Here is an 18,456-nt window from a genome sequence, read left to right on the forward strand (position 1 = left end):
ATGCAGGGCGACCCCGAGGTCATCGAGTTCCTCAATGAGCAGCTGACTGCCGAGTTGACCGCGATCAACCAGTACTTCCTGCACGCGAAGATGCAGGAGAACTTCGGCTGGACGAAGCTCGCCAAATACACCCGTGCCGAGTCCTTCGACGAGATGAAGCACGCGGAGGTGCTCACCGACCGGATTCTCTTCCTGGACGGTCTGCCGAACTACCAGCGGCTGTTCCATGTACGCGTCGGACAGACGGTCACCGAGATGTTCCAGGCCGACCGGCAGATCGAGGTCGAGGCGATCGACCGCCTGAAGCGCGGTATCGACGTCATGCGGACGAAGGGGGACGTCACCTCGGCGAACATCTTCGAGTCGATCCTCGCCGACGAGGAGCACCACATCGACTACCTCGACACCCAGCTGGAGCTGGTCGACAAGCTCGGTGAGGCGCTGTACATCGCCCAGGTGATCGAACAGCCGGAGGGCTAGGCGGACAGCCGGAGGGCGGGCGAGGAGCCGGAGGACACGGCGGCAAGGCAAGGCGGCGGGCCCGGAGGCCGACGTCCGGCAGGCTAGGCCGCCTCGTCCAGGGCCGGAGGGGTGCCGTCGGGGTCGACGGCCAGCACGGACGCGCCCTTGCCCTGCTCCAGCAGCTCACGGCGGGGGCACGCACCGCGGCCGAGAATCCCCTGTATGCGTCGCACGCAGGAACCGCAGTCGGTGCCCGCCTTGGAGACCGACGCTATCTGGCGGGGAGTGCAGGCTCCGGCCTCCGCGTGCTCCTTGACCTGCTTCTCCGTGATGCCGAAGCACGAGCAGACGTACACGCGGTTCACCTCCCCGGCGGGATCGATTCGGTTCGCCGTCCCGATTGATCGGTGAGGCTAACCTAACCTTACCCGCCGTCCCCGGACCGCAAAAGTCCCGCATATGACAGTAGGGCGTGGATCACATCGATCCACGCCCCACTGTCATTGATCACTACTGGTTGCGGTACATCTCCGCCACCAGGAAGGCCAGGTCCAGTGACTGGCTGCGGTTGAGCCGGGGATCGCAGGCCGTCTCGTAGCGCTGGTGCAGATCGTCGACGAAGATCTCGTCGCCGCCGCCCACGCATTCGGTGACGTCGTCACCGGTGAGCTCGACATGGATGCCGCCCGGGTGGGTGCCGAGCGCCTTGTGGACCTCGAAGAAGCCCTTGACCTCGTCGAGCACGTCGTCGAAGCGGCGCGTCTTGTGCCCGGACGCCGCCTCGAAGGTGTTGCCGTGCATCGGGTCGGTCACCCAGGCGACGGTCGCGCCCGAGGCCGTGACCTTCTCGACCAGCTCGGGGAGCTTGTCGCGGACCTTGTCGGCGCCCATGCGGACGATGAAGGTCAGCCGACCGGGCTCCCGGTCGGGGTCGAGACGGTCGACGTAGGTCAGCGCCTCGTCCACCGTCGTCGTCGGCCCCAGCTTGATGCCGATCGGGTTGCGGATCCTGGAGGCGAACTCGATGTGCGCGCCGTCCAGCTGGCGGGTGCGCTCACCGATCCAGACCATGTGGCCCGAGGTGTTGTACAGCCGTCCCGTGCGGGAGTCGGTACGCGTCAGGGCCGACTCGTAGTCCAGCAGCAGGGCCTCGTGGGAGGCGTAGAACTCGACCGTGCGGAACTCCGCAGGGTCGGTGCCGCACGCCTTCATGAAGTTCAGCGCGTTGTCGATCTCACGGGCGAGCTGCTCGTAGCGCTGACCGGACGGGGAGGACTTCACGAAGTCCTGGTTCCAGGCGTGCACCTGGCGCAGGTCGGCGTAGCCGCCGGTGGTGAAGGCGCGGACCAGGTTGAGCGTCGAGGCGGAGGCGTTGTACATCCGCTTCAGGCGCTCGGGGTCCGGGACACGGGCCGCCTCGGTGAAGTCGAAGCCGTTGACGGAGTCGCCGCGGTAGGTCGGCAGGGTCACACCGTCGCGGGTCTCGGTCGGCTTGGAGCGCGGCTTCGAGTACTGGCCGGCGATCCGGCCGACCTTCACCACGGGCACGGAGGCGGCGTAGGTGAGGACCGCGCCCATCTGGAGCAGGGTCTTGAGCTTGGCCCGGATCTGATCGGCGGACACCGCGTCGAACGATTCGGCGCAGTCGCCGCCCTGGAGCAGGAACGCCTCGCCCTTGGCGACGGCTCCCATCCGGGCGCGCAGCTGGTCGCACTCGCCCGCGAAGACGAGCGGCGGATACGACTCGAGGTCCGCGACTACTTCGCGCAGAGCCTCGGCATCGGGGTACTCGGGCTGCTGCGCCGCGGGCAGGTTTCGCCAGGTGTTGCCACCAACGAGGGTGGTCTTAGCGTTCACGGTCACCCTGTCAACATTACGGGGTCCCGGAGAGCGTCCACGCCGCCGCTCAGTAAGTGAGACGGCCACTGCGCGGGCACCCCCGCCGCATCGCGCGCGTCCGGGGCCCGCCAGGGCCCGGACGTCGCTGCGGCGCCGGGCAGGGATGCGTTATGGTCGGCGGCATGTTGGCGCAGCAGGCACAGAGCTGGTGGTGGACCGCACATTCGGCGGCCCACTGATACATCGCGCGCAACATCCGATCGCGAAGGCCGCCCGAGGGGCGGCCTTCAGTCTTTCCCGCGGCCAGCGGGGACCGGCCGTTCCTCCCACCCGGAAGGAACCGACCGATGATCATCAGCAGACTGCTCGAGGACGACTGCCCGCCCTTCGCGCTGCTGCGCCGGCGCACTCCCGGCCATGACCACGACGTCGTCGAGGTGCTGATCGGCGAGGTGCGGGAGGTGGAGCGGCTCGCGGCCGTGCCGGTGGGCGAGGGGCCCTCGCTCGCCCTCGTCCCGTTCCGCCAGATCGCGGAGCGCGGCTTCGACGTCACCGACGACGGGACACCACTGTCGGTGCTGGTCGCCGACGAGTGCCACCGGCTTCCGCTCGCGGAGGCGCTGTCCGCGCTCCCCCGCCGTGCCGTGCGCGTCGAGAACGGGGAGTTCGACGTCGACGACGAGGAGTACGCCGGCATCGTCCGTCGCGTCATCGAGGACGAGATCGGCCGCGGCGAGGGGGCGAACTTCGTCATCCGCCGCACGTTCACCGGGCGGATCCCCGGCTTCGGCCACGCCGACGCGCTCGCGCTGTTCCGCCGGCTGCTGACCGGCGAGCGGGGCGCGTACTGGACCTTCGTCGTGCACACCGGCGAGCGGACCCTGGTCGGCGCGAGCCCCGAGGTGCATGTGCGCATGAGCGGGGGCACGGTCGTCATGAATCCGATCAGCGGCACCTTCCGCTATCCGCCCGAGGGGCCCACGGCCGAGGCGCTGCTCGGCTTCCTCGACGACCGCAAGGAGCGCGAGGAGCTCTCCATGGTGGTCGACGAGGAGCTGAAGATGATGTGCGCGGTCGGCGACATGGGTGGTGTCGTCGTCGGCCCCCGGCTCAAGGAGATGTCCCATCTCGCGCACACCGAGTACGAGTTGCGGGGGCGGTCCTCCCTCGATGTGCGCGAGGTGCTGAAGGAGACCATGTTCGCGGCCACGGTCACCGGCTCGCCGGTGCAGAACGCCTGCCGGGTCATCGGGCGCCACGAGGTGGGCGGGCGCGGCTACTACGCGGGTGCCCTGGCGCTGATCGGGCAGGACGCGGGCGGCGCGCAGACGCTGGACTCGCCGATCCTGATCCGCACCGCCGACATCGACGCCGCCGGGACGCTGCGGGTGCCCGTCGGGGCGACGCTGGTGCGGCACTCGGACCCGGCGGGCGAGGTCGCGGAGACCCACGCCAAGGCGGCCGGCGTGCTGGCCGCGCTGGGCGTGCGGCCCGGTCCGACCCGTACGCACGAGGCGGTCCCGCAGCTGGCCGAGGATCCGCGGGTGCGGGCCGCGCTCGACTCACGGCGGGCCGATCTGGCGCCGTTCTGGCTGCGGATGCAGGACGGGATGTCCTGCGCCCACGGCGCTCGGGGAGCGTCCGCGCCGTTGTCGGGGCACGCCCTGGTCGTCGACGGCGAGGACACCTTCACCGCGATGCTGGCGCATCTGCTGCGCTCGACCGGGCTCGACGTGACGGTCCTGCGGTTCGACGAGCCGGGGCTGCGGGAGCGGGCGCTCACTCACCGGGGACCTGTGGTGCTCGGCCCGGGCCCGGGCGACCCGGTCGACACCACCGATCCGAAGATGCAGTTCCTGCGGGCGCTCGCGGCCGATCTGCTGAAGGGACACCGTCACGGGCTGCTGGGCGTGTGCCTGGGACACGAGCTGCTGGCCGCGGAGCTGGGGCTGGAGATCGTCCGCAAGGACGAGCCGTACCAGGGGGCGCAGGAGCGAATCGACTTCTTCGGCCGCCCGGAGACGGTCGGCTTCTACAACAGCTTTACGGCCCGCTGCGACGAGGCCGCCGCGGCCGAGCTCGCCATGCACCGGATCGAGCTGAGCCGGGACGAGGCCACTGGGGAGGTGCACGCGCTGCGCGGCGGCGGCTTCGCCGGGGTGCAGTTCCACCCCGAGTCGGTGCTCACCATGAACGGCGCGGCGCTGACGGCGTCGCTGCTCGCCGGGGTGCTGGTCGGATAGCGGAGCCCCGGGGCCGTCAGGGGGTGGGCGCGGCGGGGACGAGGACGTTCTCGCTGCGCCGGCCCGCCAGATAGTCGTCGATGTTGCGCGCCGTGGTGTCCACGATCTGGGCGACGGCTTCCGCGGTGTAGTACGCCTGGTGCGAGGTGACCAGCACGTTCGGGAAGGTCACCAGCCGGGCCAGGGTGTCGTCGTCGACCGCTTCCATGGACCTGTCGAGGAAGAACAGGCCCGCCTCCGCCTCGTACACGTCGAGCCCCACCCCGGCGAAGCGGCCCTTGCGCAGTTCACCGACGAGGGCGTCGCTGTCGATCAGGCCCCCGCGGCTGGAGTTGACCAGGATCGCGTCGTCCTTCATGGCCCGCAGTTCACCCGCGCCGATCAGATGCCTGGTGGCGGGCATCAGCGGTACGTGCAGGCTGACCAGGTCGGCGGCGGTGAGGAGTTGGTCCTTGTCGACGTACTTCATGCCCAGTTCGACGCAGGCCGGGTTGGGCGCCAGGTCCCAGCCGAGCAGCTCCATGCCGTAGCCGTGGGCGATCCGGGTGAACGCCTCACCGATCTTGCCCGTACCGAGCACACCGACGGTGCGGCCGCGCATGTCGCGGCCCATCAGCCCGTCCAGCCGGAAGTCGAAGTCGCGGGTGCGCATCGAGGCGCGCACGATACGGCGGTTGACGGCCATGGCCAGCGTCCAGGCGAACTCGGCGACGGAGTACGGCGAGTAGTACGACACCCGCGCGACGGTCAGGCCGAGCCGCGCGGCCACGTCGAGGTCGATGTTGTTGAAGCCGGTGGAGCGCTGGGCGATCATCGCCGTGCCGCCGGCGGCGAGCCTCTGCAGCACCTCCGCGTCCAGCTGGGCGTTGACGCTGGTGGAGATCACCTCGTGGCCTGCGGCGATGGCGGCGGTGTCCACGCCCAGGAACACGTCCAGGCAGCGGACCGTGTGGGTCCCCGCGAACGCCTTCTCGATCAGCGGCTTCTCGTCGGGCTGGACGCCGAAGGCGAGGATTTCCACGGATTCTCCCGGTTTACGAGCTGTGGGCCGGATATCGCGAATATACGGCCCACAGTCCGTCGCGTCAGCGGAGGCACATCGCGTCCGCCGCGCCGGGTCGTCCCGGTCGCGTCAGCCGAAGAAGACGCCGACCTCCTCGTAGAGCTTCGGGTCGACCGTCTTGAGCCTGGCCGTCGCCTCGGCGATCGGGACCCGCACGATGTCGGTGCCCTGGAGCGCGACCATCTTGCCGAAGTCGCCGTCCCGGACGGCATCGATGGCGTGCAGCCCGAAACGGGTGGCCAGCCAGCGGTCGAAGGCGCTCGGGGTGCCGCCGCGCTGAACGTGGCCGAGGACGGTGGTGCGGGCCTCCTTGCCCGTACGGCTCTCGATCTGCTTGGCCAGCCACTCGCCCACGCCGGAGAGCCGGACATGGCCGAACGAGTCCAGCGTGCCGTCCTTGAGGACCGCCTCGCCGTCCTTGGGCACGGCACCCTCCGCGACGACCACGATCGGGGCGTAGCTCGCCTTGAACCGGGAGGTGACCCAGGCACAGACCTGGTCGACGTCGAAGCGCTGCTCGGGGATGAGGATGACGTTGGCACCGCCCGCGAGGCCCGAATGAAGGGCGATCCAGCCCGCGTGACGCCCCATCACCTCGACGACGAGGACGCGCATATGGGACTCGGCGGTGGTGTGCAGGCGGTCGATCGCCTCGGTGGCGATGCCGACGGCGGTGTCGAAGCCGAAGGTGTAGTCGGTGGCGGACAGGTCGTTGTCGATGGTCTTGGGCACGCCGACGCACGGGACGCCGTACTCGTCGTACAGCCGTGCCGCGACACCGAGGGTGTCCTCGCCGCCGATCGCGACGAGCGCGTCCACCTCCTGCTTGGCGATGTTCTCCTTGATCCGGCGGATGCCGTCCGCTTCCTTCAGCGGGTTGGTGCGGGAGGAGCCGAGGATCGTGCCGCCGCGGGGCAGGATGCCGCGGACGGTCGGGATGTCGAGCGGGACGGTGTCGCCTTCGAGCGGTCCGCGCCAGCCGTCGCGGTAGCCGGTGAACTCGTAGCCGTACTCCTGCACACCCTTGCGGACGAGGCCGCGGATGACCGCGTTGAGGCCGGGGCAGTCGCCGCCCCCGGTCAGTACTCCGACGCGCATGGAAAACTTCCCTTCGCCTGGTGAGCCCTATGACCGTCACGCTAATGGTGACGCAGGTCACTCAGGGATGGGCCGAACGGTCAATTCCTGTGGAATGAAGCGGCGTTGACCGAACACCATTCACTCGTACGGGTACCAGTGCCGGGCGTTCACAAGCACCGTCAGGCGTCGTCCAGACCGCGCTCGATCGCGTACCGCACCAGCTCGACGCGGTTGTGCAGCTGCAGCTTGCCCAGGGTGTTCTGCACATGGTTCTGCACGGTGCGGTGCGAGATGACCAGCCGCTCCGCGATCTGCTTGTACGACAGACCCTTGGCCACCAGGCGCAGCACCTCGGTCTCGCGCTCGGTCAGCTGCGGCGCCTTCGGCTCGTCGCCGCCCGCCGCCGGTGCCGGCTCGGAGGCGAGGCGCCGGTACTCCCCCAGGACCAGACCCGCGAGGCCCGGCGTGAACACCGGGTCGCCCGCCGCCGTGCGGCGCACGGCGTCCGTCAGCTCCTCGGTGCTGGCCGACTTCAGCAGATAGCCGGTGGCGCCCGACTTGACCGCCTCCAGGACGTCGGCGTGCTCACCGCTGGCGGACAGCACCAGCACCCGCAGTCCGGGCAGGGCGGAGACGAGCTCCTTGCACACCTGCACGCCCGGCATCTTGGGCAGGTTGAGGTCCAGTACGAGCACATCGGGCGTGACGGCCCTGGCCCGGCGGACGGCCTGCGCGCCGTCTCCCGCGGTGGCGACGACCTCGAACCCGGCCGCGGCCAGGTCGCGGGCGACCGCGTCCAGCCACATCGGATGGTCGTCGACCACCATCACCCTGATCGTCTGCTGCTCGGTCATCTTCCTGCCTTCCCCCGTGGGATCCTCAGTTCTACTTCCGTGCCCTGGCCGGGGACCGAGACCAGCTCGGCCGTCCCGCCGAGATCCCGCAGCCGCCCCCGGATGGACTGGGCGACTCCGAGCCGCCCCTCCCCCGCCGCCTGCGCGAGCCGGCCCTCCGCGATGCCCGGTCCGTCGTCCCTGACCGTCACGATCACCTCGTCGGGCCAGTCCTCGACCAGGATCCACGCCCGGGCGGCCTCCCCCGCGTGCTTGCGCACATTGTCCAGGGCGGCGCCGACAGCGGCCGCGAGTTCACGGGCCGCCGCCCGGTCCATCAGCACGGGGGCGCCCGGCTCCGACAGCGTCACCCGCGATCCGGCGTGCGGGGAGAGAAGCGTCCGCAGGTCGGCCGGCTGCGCCGGTCCGTCGTCGTCCGGTACGTCCACGATCCGCACGACCGCGCCCTGCGACTCGTCCTCGGACACCCGGGAGGCGGGGACCAGGCCGCCGGCGACCAGGTTCCGCAACGCGACCTCCTGCTCGCCGGCCATCCGGCCGAGCTCCTCGGCCTCGCCGCCCAGCGCCGTGCCGCGCCGCTGCACCATCGCCAGCACCTGCAGGACGCTGTCGTGGATGTCGCGCGCCAGGCGCTCCCGCTCGCGGGTCGCGGCCTCGATCTCCAGCGCGCGGGCGAGGGTGCGCTCGGAGGCCCGGGCCACCTCGACGACGTAGCCGATCGCTATGGAGGCCACCCACACCAGCAGCACGTTGTGGAACGTGTCCCGGCTGGGCTCGCCCCGCTCGACGATGTTGGCGACGGCGACGAACGAGGACGCGAAACCGGCCCAGCGCCAGCCGCCCTTGATGGCGAAGGCGAGCACCGAGCCCGCCGTCCAGATCGACGGGAGGGTCGGGCCGTCCTGGGTCTGGGCGTGGGCATCGGCCAGCGGGGTGAGCATGATGCCGGTCAGTGCGACGGTCAGGTCCGCCACCAGGAAGGCTTTGGTGCAGCGCGCCGCGTTGGCCACCTTGGGCAGGGTGGCGAGGGTCCACACGACCAGCACCGCGAGGAAGCAGACCGCGACCATGGGGCGCTCGAAGTTCTGCCGGGTGAAGACGAACAGCAGCACCGCGTAGACCATGGTCAGTACGCGGTAGGCGGTCAGCGCGCGCCACAGCGGCAGCTCGACCGACATCCGCACGACTCTCTCGCGCCTGGCCATGTCCCCCACCCCGTACCGGTGCCGCGGCGGCTCAGGCGGCCGGCCGCTGCGACTTCTTCGCCTTCTCGGCCTTCTCGGCCTCGGCACGGGCGGCCTTCTCGGCCTTCTCCGCGTCGGCGATCCGGCGCTTCGCGGCCGTCGCGTAGATGTCGACGTACTCCTGACCGGACAGCTTCATGATCTCGTACATGACCTCATCGGTCACCGAACGCAGAATGAAGCGGTCGCCCTCCATGCCGTGGTAGCGGCTGAAGTCCAGCGGCTTCCCGATCCGGATACCCGGACGCATCAGCTTGGGGATCACCTTGCCGGGCGGCTGGATCTTCTCGGTGTCGATCATCGCGACGGGGATCACCGGCGCGCCCGTGGCGAGCGCCACACGTGCGAGACCGCCCGGCTTGCCCCGGTAGAGGCGGCCGTCCGGGGAACGAGTGCCCTCCGGGTAGATACCGAACAGTCCACCGGACTCGATGACGTCGATACCGGCCTTGATCGCCGCCTCGCCGGCGCCGCGCGCGCCCGAGCGGTCCACGGGGAGCTGACCGACGCCCTTGAAGAACGCGGCCGTCATCCGGCCCTTCACACCGGGCGAGGTGAAGTACTCGGCCTTCGCGATGAACGTGACCTTGCGGTCCAGCACCGCGGGCAGGAAGAACGAGTCGGAGAACGACAGATGATTGCTCGCGAGGATCGCGGGGCCCTCTGCGGGAACGTTCTCCAGACCCTCCACCCAGGGCCTGAAGGCAAGCTTCAGCGAGCCTCCGATGGAGAACTTCATGGCGCCGTAGATCAACTCGAATGCCTCCTGTTGCCGTCGAACAGACCTTAACCCGACGCCCGCCCCCGTCCCTCCGCGCCGGGTCACGTCACAACCGCCCCGCCGTGTGGATACGGCCCTGGTCGGTGTCGGTCCGGTCGCGTACCGTGAAGTGCACCGTTCGACCCTCCCGCACACCTCGCACATCCCGTACATGTCGTACACCCGTACACCCGTACACCTCACGAACAGGAGACCCCGGTGCCGGTCCTTCCCGGAGCCGAGCCCTACCGCCACGAAGGCGGCCAGGTCGGCGTTCTTCTCTGTCATGGATTCACCGGCTGCCCGCAGTCGCTGCGCCCCTGGGCCGAATACCTGGCGGAGCGGGGGCTCACGGTCTCCCTGCCGCTGCTGCCCGGTCACGGCACCCGCTGGCAGGACATGCAGGTCACCGGCTGGCAGGACTGGTACGCGGAGGTGGACCGCGAACTGCGGACGCTCCAGGAGCGCTGCCGGGTGGTGTTCGTCTTCGGGCTCTCCATGGGCGGCGCGCTCGCGCTGCGGCTCGCCGCCAGGCACGGTGACGCGGTACGGGGCGTCGTCGTGGTCAACCCGGCGAACAAGGTGCACGGCGCGATGGCGTCCCTGCTGCCCGTCGTCCGCCACCTTGTGCCGTCCACGAAGGGGCTGACCAGCGACATCGCCAAGGAGGGCGTCGAGGAGCTGGGGTACGACCGGGTGCCGCTGCACGCCGCGCACTCGTTGCGGCAGTTCTTCCGGCTGGTCGACGGGGAGCTGCCGCAGGTCACGCAGCCGTTGCTGCTGCTGCACAGCCCCGACGACCATGTGGTGCCGGCCGCCGACTCGGCCCGGATCCTCAGCCGCGTCTCCTCGGTGGACGTCACCGAGGTTCTGCTGGAACAGAGCTACCACGTGGCGACGTTGGACCACGATGCGGAGCGGATCTTCGAGGAGAGTCACGCGTTCATCGACCGGCTCGCTCCGGGTGCGGGGACCACGGGGTCGCCCGCGCCGGAAGCCTTGGGAGGGAGCACGACCGGTGGCTGACCAGCACGACGCGGACCGCGAGCCGCAGCCGATCGACGAGGACGCCGCGTGGGCGGCGATCGTCGCCGGGTACGGCGACGAGCCGGCCGACCCGCCGGGCGCGAAGCCGTTCAAATCGGTGGAGGACCTGGCGCTGCTCGAGGGAGACGTCAACGAGACACCGGGGCGGCCGGCCGGACCGCCGCCCGAAGAGGACAAGCCCGCGCTCGGGAGCTCGGTCACCTTCGCGCCGGGCGTCGGCGGACCGCGCGACTACCAGGTCGCACAGCCGTCGGACGACGACTTCGACGACACCGACGAGGGCCACTTCGTCCCGCCGGAGCCGCCGCCGCTGCCGGAGGCCGACGTGACGGCCAAGTTCGCCTGGCTGGCGGTGATCGGCGGGCCGGTGCTGATGCTGATCGCGGTGATCCTGCGGTGGGACATGACGTGGTGGCTGACCACGCTGTGCATCGGCGGCTTCCTGGGTGGTTTCGCGACGCTGGTGGCGCGGATGTCGCACGACGACGACGAGTCGGACGATCCGGGGCGGGGCGCGGTGGTGTGACGGCCGTGCGTGGCCGCTGCGGGGGCTTGTTCCCCCACCCCGCCCTTCCCGAACCGGGGGCTCCTCCCCCTAGGCCTGGCGGCCTGGGGGACCCCCACCGGACCCCCGCGCCTCAATCGCCGGCGGGGCTGCAGTGCAGCCCGGCCGGCGTTTGGGGTTACCGCGCGAAGTGCGGTACGGGTCCGGGCGGAGCCCGGTTTCGGGAAGGAGCGAGTAGGGGAACAGCCCACCGCAGGCGCCAACCGCCCGCCCCCTACCCCGTCGCCGGAACCCTCAGCGCCCCCAGCACCGGCAAGTGGTCCGACGCCGCCCGCAGGTCCGCCGTCGAGACGCCGGGCAGGTCCCGCGGGACCCCGCAGCCCAGCACCTCCACCCCCTCCGTCGCGAACACCGCGTCGATCCGCTGGTGCGGATCGCGCGCCGTCGACGTGTGCTCCCCGCCCCACGGGGCCACCGCCCAGCAGTCCTGGAGTTCCCCCGCCAGGCGGCGGAAGCTCCGGCCGCCGGGGCGCTCGTTGATGTCGCCGGCGACGACCGCGTGCGGCACGTCCATCGCCTTCACGCGGTCGAGCAGCATCCCCGCCTGCGCGTGACGCTCGTCGCTCTGCAGGCTGAGATGGCAGCTCACGACCCCGAGCCGCGCGCCCGCGAAGCGGACGACCGCCGTGGCGAAGCCGCGCCGGTGGAGGCCGGAGCGCAGTGGCAGCAGCAGGTCCTCGGTCCACTCGACCGTCGCCCGCAGTGAGCACAGCAGCAGCGGCCCGGCCGCCGTCGCGCCGCCGGAGAGCATCACGAGATCGGTGGCGGCCGCGAGCCGTGCCGCGTGTTTGCGCCAGCGGAAGAAGCGCGGCGCCTCCTGCACGAACACCAGGTCGGGCTCGCAGGCGCGGATCACCCGGGTCAGCGCCGCCTCGTCGTCGCGCAAGGAGCGGACGTTGTAGCTCAGGACCCGGATCACGGCCGAACCGTCCGGGTCGGACCGGGATTTGGGCAGCGCGAAGATCGGGTCGGTCGCCATGGGAGCAAGATACGACGGTGCCCGCCACGCTTCCTGAAGGCTGGGGCCATTCAGGAGGCGTGGCGGGCGCCGATGTCGCGCAGTGGGGCGGCTCAGCCCTGGCGTGCGAGGTCCGCCGCGCCGACGAGCCCCGCTCTGCCGCCGAGTTGCGCGGCGAGCACTTGGGCGTGCGGGCGCCACTGGCCGCCGATCAGCCAGCGCCGGAAGGACTTGCGGATCGGGTCGAGGACGAGGTCGCCCTCGTCGGAGACGCCGCCGCCCACGATGAACGCGGACGGGTCGAACAGGGACGCCAGGTCGGCGAGACCGGCCCCTGCCCAGCGCGCCAGCTCACGGAAGGAGTCGACGGCGACCGGGCAGCCCTGCCGCGCGGCCTCGCTGATGTGCTTGCCCTGGATGCCGTCGATCGTGCCGTCGCCGAGGCCGAGCAGGATCGTCGCGTTCTCCGGCGTGGCGTTGGCGCGCTGCCTCGCGTAGCGGACGAGGGCGCGGCCGGAGGCGTACTGCTCCCAGCAGCCCTGGCTGCCGCAGCCGCAGAGGAGCCCGTCGGGCACGACCCGGATGTGGCCGAACTCGGCGGCGACGCCGAACCGTCCGCGGCGCAGTTTGTTGCCGATGATGATGCCGCCGCCGAGGCCGGTGCCGAGGGTGATGCAGATGACGTCCTCGTGGCCCTGGCCGGCGCCGAAGCGGTATTCGCCCCACGCGGCGGCGTTGGCGTCGTTCTCGACGACGACGGGCAGGCCGACGCGCTGTTCGACCTTGTCCTTGAGCGGCTCGTGACGCCAGTCGATGTTCGGCGCGAAGAGGACCGTGGCGCGCTTGTCGTCGACGTAACCGGCGGCTCCGATACCGACGGCCTCGATGTCGTGCCCGGAGCCGGCGCCCGCGACGGCCGAGCAGATCGCGTCGACGATGCCTTCGGGAGTCGACGGGGTCGGCACGGTGTGCGTCTCGAGAATGGCGCCCTCTTCGTCGACCACTCCCGCCGCGATCTTCGTGCCGCCGATGTCGACGCCGATGGTGAGTCCCATGTGTCCCTCAGTATTCGGTCGAGCCCCGCTATGGCCAACCGTACCCGAGGGCGGGCATGCCCTGGTCAGTCCAGGTCGATGTGCTCGCTGCCTTCGGGGCCTTCGTCGCGCGGATCGTCGGTCTTCCCGGCGTCATCGGAGGGGTCGGGGCCCCGGGTCCAGCGCCGCTCCTGGCCCTCGACGGCGGACCGGTACGCGGCGAGCAGCTCGCCGCCCGCGGCCGCGAGATGGTCGAAGACCTGCGGGTTTCGTTCGATCACCGGCTCGACAGCGGCCTTCGCCTGGTCGACGAACTGCTGGACGGCGCCCTGCGCGGCCATCCCCGGCAGGGACGACTGGAAGGACGTCACCTTCTCGGCGACGGCGTCGAGGAGTTTGCGCAGCTCCTCCGCGGCCGAACCGGGCGGCCGGCCGTACTCGGCGTGCCGTCGGGCCTGCTCGTTCCGGAGGTCCTCCTCGCAGGCGGCGGCCCAGGCGTCGGCGTCGGGGCGCTCGGTCGCATCGCTCATGACGTACTCCTGGGTGTGCCGCGTCGAGGGGTTGTGTGCCTTCGACGGTACCGGAACGGTGGTACGGCGTTCACGGTGTCCGCGGCCACAGACCGGGGTCGGGCGCGAAACGGACCGTGAGCACGCCGTCCGTGAGCCCGGCGCCGGCGACGGTGCAGCGGCGCAGCGCCGAGGGCAGCGGCAGGTTCCTGCGGAACGGCCCCGCGCCCACCAGGAGTTCATCCCCGCGGCGGACGAGGGAGAGCGTCTCCTTGACGGAGCCGGGCAGATCCAGCTCCCACATGAAGAGGGCGTCCCCGGCCCGCGGAGGGTGGCCGGCCGCCGACGGTCCCGTGACCCGGCCGAGGTCGCCGGCGGTGTTCCGCCCGTCGCGCTCCGGCCCGCCCCGGTCCGGCCCGGCGGCGAGTCCGTCGCCGCCACCGTGGCCACTGTCGCCGCCGCCGTCGCCGCTGCTGACCGCGCCGCTGCGCACCGCCCGGGCGTGGAGCAGAGCGAGGTCGTCGAGGCCCTGGGGGTCGCGGCCGAGGTGGGGCACCTCGCACAGGGCGGTGCCCGCCGGCCAGGTGCCGTACCACTCGTGCAGGCACTTCTCCTGCTGCGCGGCGAGACCCGCGATCCAGGGGTCCGCGGACTCCTTCGGCAGCGTCCGGTTCGGTACGAGCATGTCGACGCGCAGCCCGTGCAGGGCGATCCCCGTACGGGCCTCGGTGAGGGCCGCGGCGGCCTTGGGACCGGGCTCGGCGACGATCCGGAGCGTGGTGTCCGGGGACTCCACGACCCACTGCACACCTGCGAGCTCCGTGTCCCAGCGCTCGGCTGTCGCGTACAGCCACTGCGCGGGCATCGGCACGCCCGCGAGCTGGGCGAGCATCGGGCGCAGCGCGCGGGCGGCCTGGCGTTCGGGCGGCAGCAGACGGCGCAGATAGCGGCGCAGTTCCTCCGGCAGGGCGAGCAGCGCGATCGTCTCGCGCAACGGCGGCATGTCGACGACGACCACTTCCCAGTCGCCGCGCGAGGCGACGACGAGCGCGCGCAGCAGCGCGAACTGGTCGCTGCCGGGCAGCCGTGTCAGCTCGGCGTCCTCGAGCCGCGCGGCGCCCAGCAGGTCGAGTGCCGCCGAGGCGCGTTCCTGGAGGTCGAGGAACTCTGCGCGGAAGTCCGCGCCGGCGTCGATGCGGGCGGCCCACAGGCCGGCGTGGACAGGGGCCGGTTCCTCGTGGCCGGCGGGGAGCGGGGTGCCGAGGACGTCGCCCGGGTCGGCCGACAGGAACAGGGTGCGGCGGCCGTCGCCGGCCGAGGCGAGCGCCGTGGCGGCGGCGACGGTGGTGCGGCCCGCGCCGCCGAGGCCGGTGACGAGGACCTTGCGCATCAGGCGCCGGCGCCGCTCTCGACGCGCTTCTTCAGACCGGCCAGGGCACGGTCGATGATGACCTTCTCGGCCTTGCGCTTGATCATGCCGAGCATCGGGATCTTGACGTCGACGGTGAGCTGGTACGTCACCTCGGTACGGTCGCCACCGCCGACCGGTGCGAGGCGGTACGAGCCGTCGATGGCGCGCAGCATCTGGGACTTCACCAGGGTCCAGCTGACCTCGTCGGCGCCGTGCCAGGTGTAGGCGAGCGTGTGGTCGTCCTTGATGGCGCCGGCGTCCAGCACCAGGCGGACCTGCTCGGCCCGGCCCTGGTCGTCGGTGGCGAGCACCTCCGCCTGCTTCACCTCGCCGGTCCACTCGGGGTAGCGGGCGAAGTCGGAGATGACGCCCATGACCTCGGCCGGCGCCGCATCGATCGTGATGCTCGAGCTGGTGTGTTCCGCCATCTCTGCGGCTCCCTCACAGTGCGGTACGGACCGGGCTGGTGTACGGGGTGCAGGCTATCGCGACCGGGCCGCACGCCGGCGCGTGGCCCGGGGCGACGCGACGTCACCAGGCCAGCGAGAAGGGGCGCCCGCCGGCCGCGAAGTGCCCGACGTTCACGCACTCGGTGGCGCCGATCCGCATCCGGCTCACGAGCGGCTGGTGGACATGGCCGAAGAGGGCGTACCGGGGCCGGGTGCGGCGGACGGCGTCCAGCAGCGCACGGCTGCCGCGCTCGAAGCGGCGGGCCACGGTGTCGTACGTCAGCTCGGGGACGTCGGGCGGGATGTGCGAGCAGAGCACGTCGACCTCGCCGATCGCCTCGACCTTGGCGGCGTACTCCTCGTCGGAGATCTCGTAGGGCGTGCGCATCGGGGTGCGCAGTCCGCCGCCGACGAAGCCGAAGACCCGGCCGCCGATCTCGACGCGCTCGCCGTCGAGGACGGTGGTGCCGGGGCGGGCGTACTCGTGCCACAGGGCCGGGATGTCGACGTTTCCGTAGGTCGCGTACGTCGGAGTGGGGAAGGCCGCGAACATCTCGGCGTACTGGCGGCGCACGGCCGACTCGATGGCGGACTCCCGGTCCGTGCCGAGCTCCGCCCAGAGGCGGCGGCCGAGGTCGCGGGCCTCCTCGAAGCGCCGGGCGGTGCGCAGTTCCACGATCAGGTCGGCGTTCGCGACCCCGAACAGGTCGGGGAAGATGCCGCGCGAGTGGTCGGCGTAGTCGAGGAAGAGCACCAGGTCACCGAGGCAGATCAGGGCGTCGGCGCCATCGCCGGCGATGGCGAGATCCTTTGCATTGCCGTGCACGTCACTGACCACGTTGACTCGCATGCCTCGCATGACGATCACCCTAGAGCGCAGTCGTCAGAACTGGGTAGAGGGGGCCTACCTGCGGTTACTTGGGCTCTGCGGCAGGAGTGGAATACGCTGCGCGAAGTACAGCCATCAACGTGTGACGCACAGAACATTGGCCTGGAACCCCTATCGGGAACCGAGTACTGGTGGGTAACGTCCGGGCAGTCCAGTCGTGCTCACCCCCACCGAGCACCTGCCCGATCTTGGACCGCAGCCGGTGCATCACACAGAGCCGTGGCGCCGGCGCCCGATGAGGAGCAGCAGTCTTGCGCGAGTTCAGCCTTCCGGCCCTGTACGAGGTCCCGACGGACGGCAACCTGACGGATCTCATCCGCCGCAATGCCGCGCAGCACCCGGATGTGGCGGTGATGGGCCGTAAGGTCGCCGGCGCGTGGGCCGACGTGACCGCCACCCGGTTCCTGGCCGAGGTGCAGGCCGCCGCCAAGGGCCTCATCGCGTCCGGCATCCGGCCCGGCGACCGGGTCGCCCTCATGTCGCGCACCCGGTACGAGTGGGTCCAGCTCGACTTCGCGATCTGGAGCGCCGGTGCGGTCACCGTGCCGGTCTACGAGACCAGCTCCGCCGAGCAGGTGCAGTGGATCCTCGGCGACTCCGGCGCCACCGCCGTGATCGTCGAGAACGACACGCACGCCGCCGCGGTGGAGTCCGTACGCGAATCGCTGCCGGACCTGCGCCACGTCTGGCAGTTCGAGAAGGGCGCGGTGGACGAACTGACCGCCGCGGGCGCGGAGATCTCCGACGCCACCGTCGACGAGCGCAGCGCGAGCGCCAAGGCCGACGACGTGGCGACGATCGTCTACACCTCCGGCACCACCGGCCGCCCCAAGGGTTGTGTGCTCACCCACCGCGCCTTCTTCGCGGAGTGCGGCAACCTGGTCGAGCGCCTGAAGCCGCTGTTCCGTACGGGCGAGAGCTCGGTGCTGCTGTTCCTGCCCGCCGCGCACGTCTTCGGCCGCATGGTCGAGATCGCTGCCGTGATGGCGCCCATCCGGCTCGGCTGCGTGCCGGACATCAAGAACCTCACCGACGAGCTGGCCTCCTTCCGGCCGACGCTGATCCTCGGCGTGCCGCGGGTCTTCGAGAAGGTCTACAACTCGGCGCGGGCCAAGGCCCAGGCGGACGGCAAGGGCAAGATCTTCGACAAGGCCGCGAACACGGCCATCGCCTACAGCCGCGCCATCGGCAGCCCGCAGGGCGCGCCGCTCGGTCTCAAGATCAAGCACAAGGTCTTCGACAAGCTCGTCTACAGCAAGCTCCGCGCGGTGCTGGGCGGCCGCGGCGAGTACGCGGTCTCCGGCGGCGCGCCGCTCGGCGAGCGCCTCGGCCACTTCTTCCGCGGCATCGGCTTCACGGTCCTCGAGGGCTACGGCCTGACCGAGTCGTGCGCGGCGACCGCGTTCAACCCGTGGGACCGGCAGAAGATCGGCACGGTCGGCCAGCCGCTGCCCGGCTCGGTCGTCCGCATCGCCGACGACGGCGAAGTGCTGCTGCACGGCGAACACGTCTTCGCCGGCTACTGGAACAACGAGTCCGCGACGGCGGAGGCGCTGGCCGACGGCTGGTTCCACACCGGCGACATCGGCACCCTCGACGAGGACGGCTACCTCGCGATCACCGGCCGCAAGAAGGAGATCATCGTCACCGCCGGCGGCAAGAACGTCGCCCCCGCGGTGCTCGAGGACCGCATCCGCGGGCACGCCCTGGTCGCCGAGTGCATGGTCGTCGGCGACGGCCGTCCGTTCGTCGGCGCGCTCGTCACCATCGACGAGGAGTTCCTCGCCCGCTGGGCGGCGGACCACGGCAAGCCGGCCGGCTCGACGGCGGCATCGCTGCGCGACGACGCGGACCTGCAGGCCGAGGTCCAGAAGGCGGTGGACGACGGCAACGGCGCGGTCTCCAAGGCGGAGTCGGTCCGCAAGTTCCGCATCCTGCCGTCGCAGTTCACGGAAGAGGCGGGGCACATCACGCCGTCGCTGAAGCTGAAGCGGAACGTGGTGGCGAAGGACTTCGCGGACGAGATCGAAGCGATCTACCGCGCGTAGC

The 18,456-nt window shown here is 71.1% G+C and carries 19 protein-coding genes; 6 read left to right on the top strand and 13 right to left on the bottom strand.

Annotation, left to right across the window (positions count from 1 at the left end):
- Entirely contained in the window at nucleotides 1-480 is a 480-nt protein-coding gene (gene bfr, locus OGH68_RS09260; protein ID WP_264242866.1) for a bacterioferritin, read from the top strand.
- An 83-nt stretch (nucleotides 481-563) separates the two neighbouring features.
- On the opposite strand, the gene OGH68_RS09265 is transcribed toward bfr, so the two are convergent.
- A complete protein-coding gene (locus OGH68_RS09265; protein WP_264242867.1) occupies nucleotides 564-818 on the bottom strand; it encodes a bacterioferritin-associated ferredoxin in 255 nt (84 codons plus the stop codon).
- Nucleotides 819-972: 154 nt separating this feature from the next.
- Nucleotides 973-2,325, bottom strand: coding sequence for a class II 3-deoxy-7-phosphoheptulonate synthase (locus tag OGH68_RS09270; protein WP_264242868.1), 1,353 nt, complete (start codon nucleotides 2,323-2,325; stop codon nucleotides 973-975).
- A gap of 158 nt (nucleotides 2,326-2,483) precedes the next feature.
- On the opposite strand from OGH68_RS09270, the gene OGH68_RS36385 reads away from it, so the two are divergent.
- Together OGH68_RS36385 and OGH68_RS09275 are read left to right on the top strand one after the other, a co-directional pair.
- Nucleotides 2,484-2,540 (top strand): trp operon leader peptide, encoded by a 57-nt coding sequence (locus OGH68_RS36385; RefSeq protein WP_413471096.1) that lies wholly within the window; start codon nucleotides 2,484-2,486, stop codon nucleotides 2,538-2,540.
- A 108-nt stretch (nucleotides 2,541-2,648) separates the two neighbouring features.
- Nucleotides 2,649-4,544 (top strand): anthranilate synthase family protein, encoded by a 1,896-nt coding sequence (locus tag OGH68_RS09275; protein WP_264242869.1) that lies wholly within the window; start codon nucleotides 2,649-2,651, stop codon nucleotides 4,542-4,544.
- A 16-nt stretch (nucleotides 4,545-4,560) separates the two neighbouring features.
- Here OGH68_RS09275 and OGH68_RS09280 read toward each other — a convergent pair whose 3' ends face one another.
- The 5 genes from OGH68_RS09280 to OGH68_RS09300 form a co-directional block, all read right to left on the bottom strand.
- Nucleotides 4,561-5,565 carry a 2-hydroxyacid dehydrogenase gene (locus OGH68_RS09280; protein WP_264242870.1) on the bottom strand — a complete coding sequence of 335 codons (1,005 nt, stop codon included), beginning with the start codon at nucleotides 5,563-5,565 and terminating at the stop codon, nucleotides 4,561-4,563.
- 111 nt (nucleotides 5,566-5,676) lie between these two features.
- On the bottom strand, nucleotides 5,677-6,705 hold the full coding sequence (locus tag OGH68_RS09285; protein WP_264242871.1) for a 6-phosphofructokinase: 1,029 nt from the start codon (nucleotides 6,703-6,705) through the stop codon (nucleotides 5,677-5,679).
- Nucleotides 6,706-6,866: 161 nt separating this feature from the next.
- Nucleotides 6,867-7,541 carry a response regulator gene (locus OGH68_RS09290; RefSeq protein ID WP_264242872.1) on the bottom strand — a complete coding sequence of 225 codons (675 nt, stop codon included), beginning with the start codon at nucleotides 7,539-7,541 and terminating at the stop codon, nucleotides 6,867-6,869.
- The gene (gene macS, locus OGH68_RS09295) at nucleotides 7,538-8,746 is read right to left on the bottom strand and encodes a MacS family sensor histidine kinase (RefSeq protein ID WP_264242873.1); all 1,209 of its coding nucleotides are present in this window, start codon (nucleotides 8,744-8,746) and stop codon (nucleotides 7,538-7,540) included. Before macS ends, OGH68_RS09290 begins: the two co-directional genes overlap by 4 nt.
- Before the next feature lie 31 nt (nucleotides 8,747-8,777).
- The gene (locus tag OGH68_RS09300) at nucleotides 8,778-9,524 is read right to left on the bottom strand and encodes a lysophospholipid acyltransferase family protein (protein WP_264249987.1); all 747 of its coding nucleotides are present in this window, start codon (nucleotides 9,522-9,524) and stop codon (nucleotides 8,778-8,780) included.
- A gap of 240 nt (nucleotides 9,525-9,764) precedes the next feature.
- Here OGH68_RS09300 and OGH68_RS09305 point away from each other — a divergent pair, with 240 nt between their 5' ends.
- Together OGH68_RS09305 and OGH68_RS09310 are read left to right on the top strand one after the other, a co-directional pair.
- On the top strand, nucleotides 9,765-10,571 hold the full coding sequence (locus tag OGH68_RS09305; RefSeq protein ID WP_264242874.1) for an alpha/beta hydrolase: 807 nt from the start codon (nucleotides 9,765-9,767) through the stop codon (nucleotides 10,569-10,571).
- The gene (locus OGH68_RS09310; RefSeq protein WP_264242875.1) at nucleotides 10,564-11,118 is read left to right on the top strand and encodes a hypothetical protein; all 555 of its coding nucleotides are present in this window, start codon (nucleotides 10,564-10,566) and stop codon (nucleotides 11,116-11,118) included. Before OGH68_RS09305 ends, OGH68_RS09310 begins: the two co-directional genes overlap by 8 nt.
- 253 nt (nucleotides 11,119-11,371) lie before the next feature.
- Here OGH68_RS09310 and OGH68_RS09315 read toward each other — a convergent pair whose 3' ends face one another.
- The 6 genes from OGH68_RS09315 to OGH68_RS09340 form a co-directional block, all read right to left on the bottom strand.
- A complete protein-coding gene (locus OGH68_RS09315; RefSeq protein WP_264242876.1) occupies nucleotides 11,372-12,136 on the bottom strand; it encodes an endonuclease/exonuclease/phosphatase family protein in 765 nt (254 codons plus the stop codon).
- Between the two features lie 92 nt (nucleotides 12,137-12,228).
- Complete coding sequence (locus tag OGH68_RS09320) at nucleotides 12,229-13,170, bottom strand: ROK family glucokinase (protein ID WP_264242877.1); 942 nt, start codon at nucleotides 13,168-13,170, stop codon at nucleotides 12,229-12,231.
- A 65-nt stretch (nucleotides 13,171-13,235) separates the two neighbouring features.
- Nucleotides 13,236-13,679 carry a DUF5304 domain-containing protein gene (locus OGH68_RS09325; RefSeq protein ID WP_264242878.1) on the bottom strand — a complete coding sequence of 148 codons (444 nt, stop codon included), beginning with the start codon at nucleotides 13,677-13,679 and terminating at the stop codon, nucleotides 13,236-13,238.
- A 70-nt stretch (nucleotides 13,680-13,749) separates the two neighbouring features.
- Nucleotides 13,750-15,048, bottom strand: a complete 1,299-nt coding sequence (locus OGH68_RS09330; protein WP_264242879.1) for an ArsA family ATPase — start codon at nucleotides 15,046-15,048, stop codon at nucleotides 13,750-13,752.
- The gene (locus OGH68_RS09335) at nucleotides 15,048-15,497 is read right to left on the bottom strand and encodes an SRPBCC family protein (protein WP_264242880.1); all 450 of its coding nucleotides are present in this window, start codon (nucleotides 15,495-15,497) and stop codon (nucleotides 15,048-15,050) included. The genes OGH68_RS09330 and OGH68_RS09335 overlap by 1 nt, the downstream gene beginning before the upstream one ends.
- Before the next feature lie 103 nt (nucleotides 15,498-15,600).
- Nucleotides 15,601-16,368: a metallophosphoesterase family protein gene (locus tag OGH68_RS09340; protein ID WP_264249988.1), complete on the bottom strand. Its 768-nt coding sequence runs from the start codon at nucleotides 16,366-16,368 to the stop codon at nucleotides 15,601-15,603.
- A gap of 290 nt (nucleotides 16,369-16,658) precedes the next feature.
- Between OGH68_RS09340 and OGH68_RS09345 the strand changes: the two genes are divergently transcribed.
- Nucleotides 16,659-18,455 carry an AMP-dependent synthetase/ligase gene (locus OGH68_RS09345; protein ID WP_264242881.1) on the top strand — a complete coding sequence of 599 codons (1,797 nt, stop codon included), beginning with the start codon at nucleotides 16,659-16,661 and terminating at the stop codon, nucleotides 18,453-18,455.
- Nucleotide 18,456: the final 1 nt, after the last annotated feature.

This window comes from Streptomyces peucetius (assembly GCF_025854275.1).
GTDB classification, from domain to species: domain Bacteria; phylum Actinomycetota; class Actinomycetes; order Streptomycetales; family Streptomycetaceae; genus Streptomyces; species Streptomyces peucetius_A.

Coding starts and splice junctions, on each gene's coding strand:
- bfr (WP_264242866.1), top strand. CDS start 1: ATGCAGGGCGACCCCGAGGTCATCGAGTTCCTCAATGAGCAGCTGACT.
- OGH68_RS09275 (WP_264242869.1), top strand. CDS start 2,649: ATGATCATCAGCAGACTGCTCGAGGACGACTGCCCGCCCTTCGCGCTG.
- OGH68_RS09285 (WP_264242871.1), bottom strand. CDS start 6,705: ATGCGCGTCGGAGTACTGACCGGGGGCGGCGACTGCCCCGGCCTCAAC.
- OGH68_RS09290 (WP_264242872.1), bottom strand. CDS start 7,541: ATGACCGAGCAGCAGACGATCAGGGTGATGGTGGTCGACGACCATCCG.
- macS (WP_264242873.1), bottom strand. CDS start 8,746: ATGGCCAGGCGCGAGAGAGTCGTGCGGATGTCGGTCGAGCTGCCGCTG.
- OGH68_RS09300 (WP_264249987.1), bottom strand. CDS start 9,524: ATGAAGTTCTCCATCGGAGGCTCGCTGAAGCTTGCCTTCAGGCCCTGG.
- OGH68_RS09315 (WP_264242876.1), bottom strand. CDS start 12,136: ATGGCGACCGACCCGATCTTCGCGCTGCCCAAATCCCGGTCCGACCCG.
- OGH68_RS09320 (WP_264242877.1), bottom strand. CDS start 13,170: ATGGGACTCACCATCGGCGTCGACATCGGCGGCACGAAGATCGCGGCG.
- OGH68_RS09325 (WP_264242878.1), bottom strand. CDS start 13,679: ATGAGCGATGCGACCGAGCGCCCCGACGCCGACGCCTGGGCCGCCGCC.
- OGH68_RS09330 (WP_264242879.1), bottom strand. CDS start 15,048: ATGCGCAAGGTCCTCGTCACCGGCCTCGGCGGCGCGGGCCGCACCACC.
- OGH68_RS09335 (WP_264242880.1), bottom strand. CDS start 15,497: ATGGCGGAACACACCAGCTCGAGCATCACGATCGATGCGGCGCCGGCC.
- OGH68_RS09340 (WP_264249988.1), bottom strand. CDS start 16,368: ATGCGAGTCAACGTGGTCAGTGACGTGCACGGCAATGCAAAGGATCTC.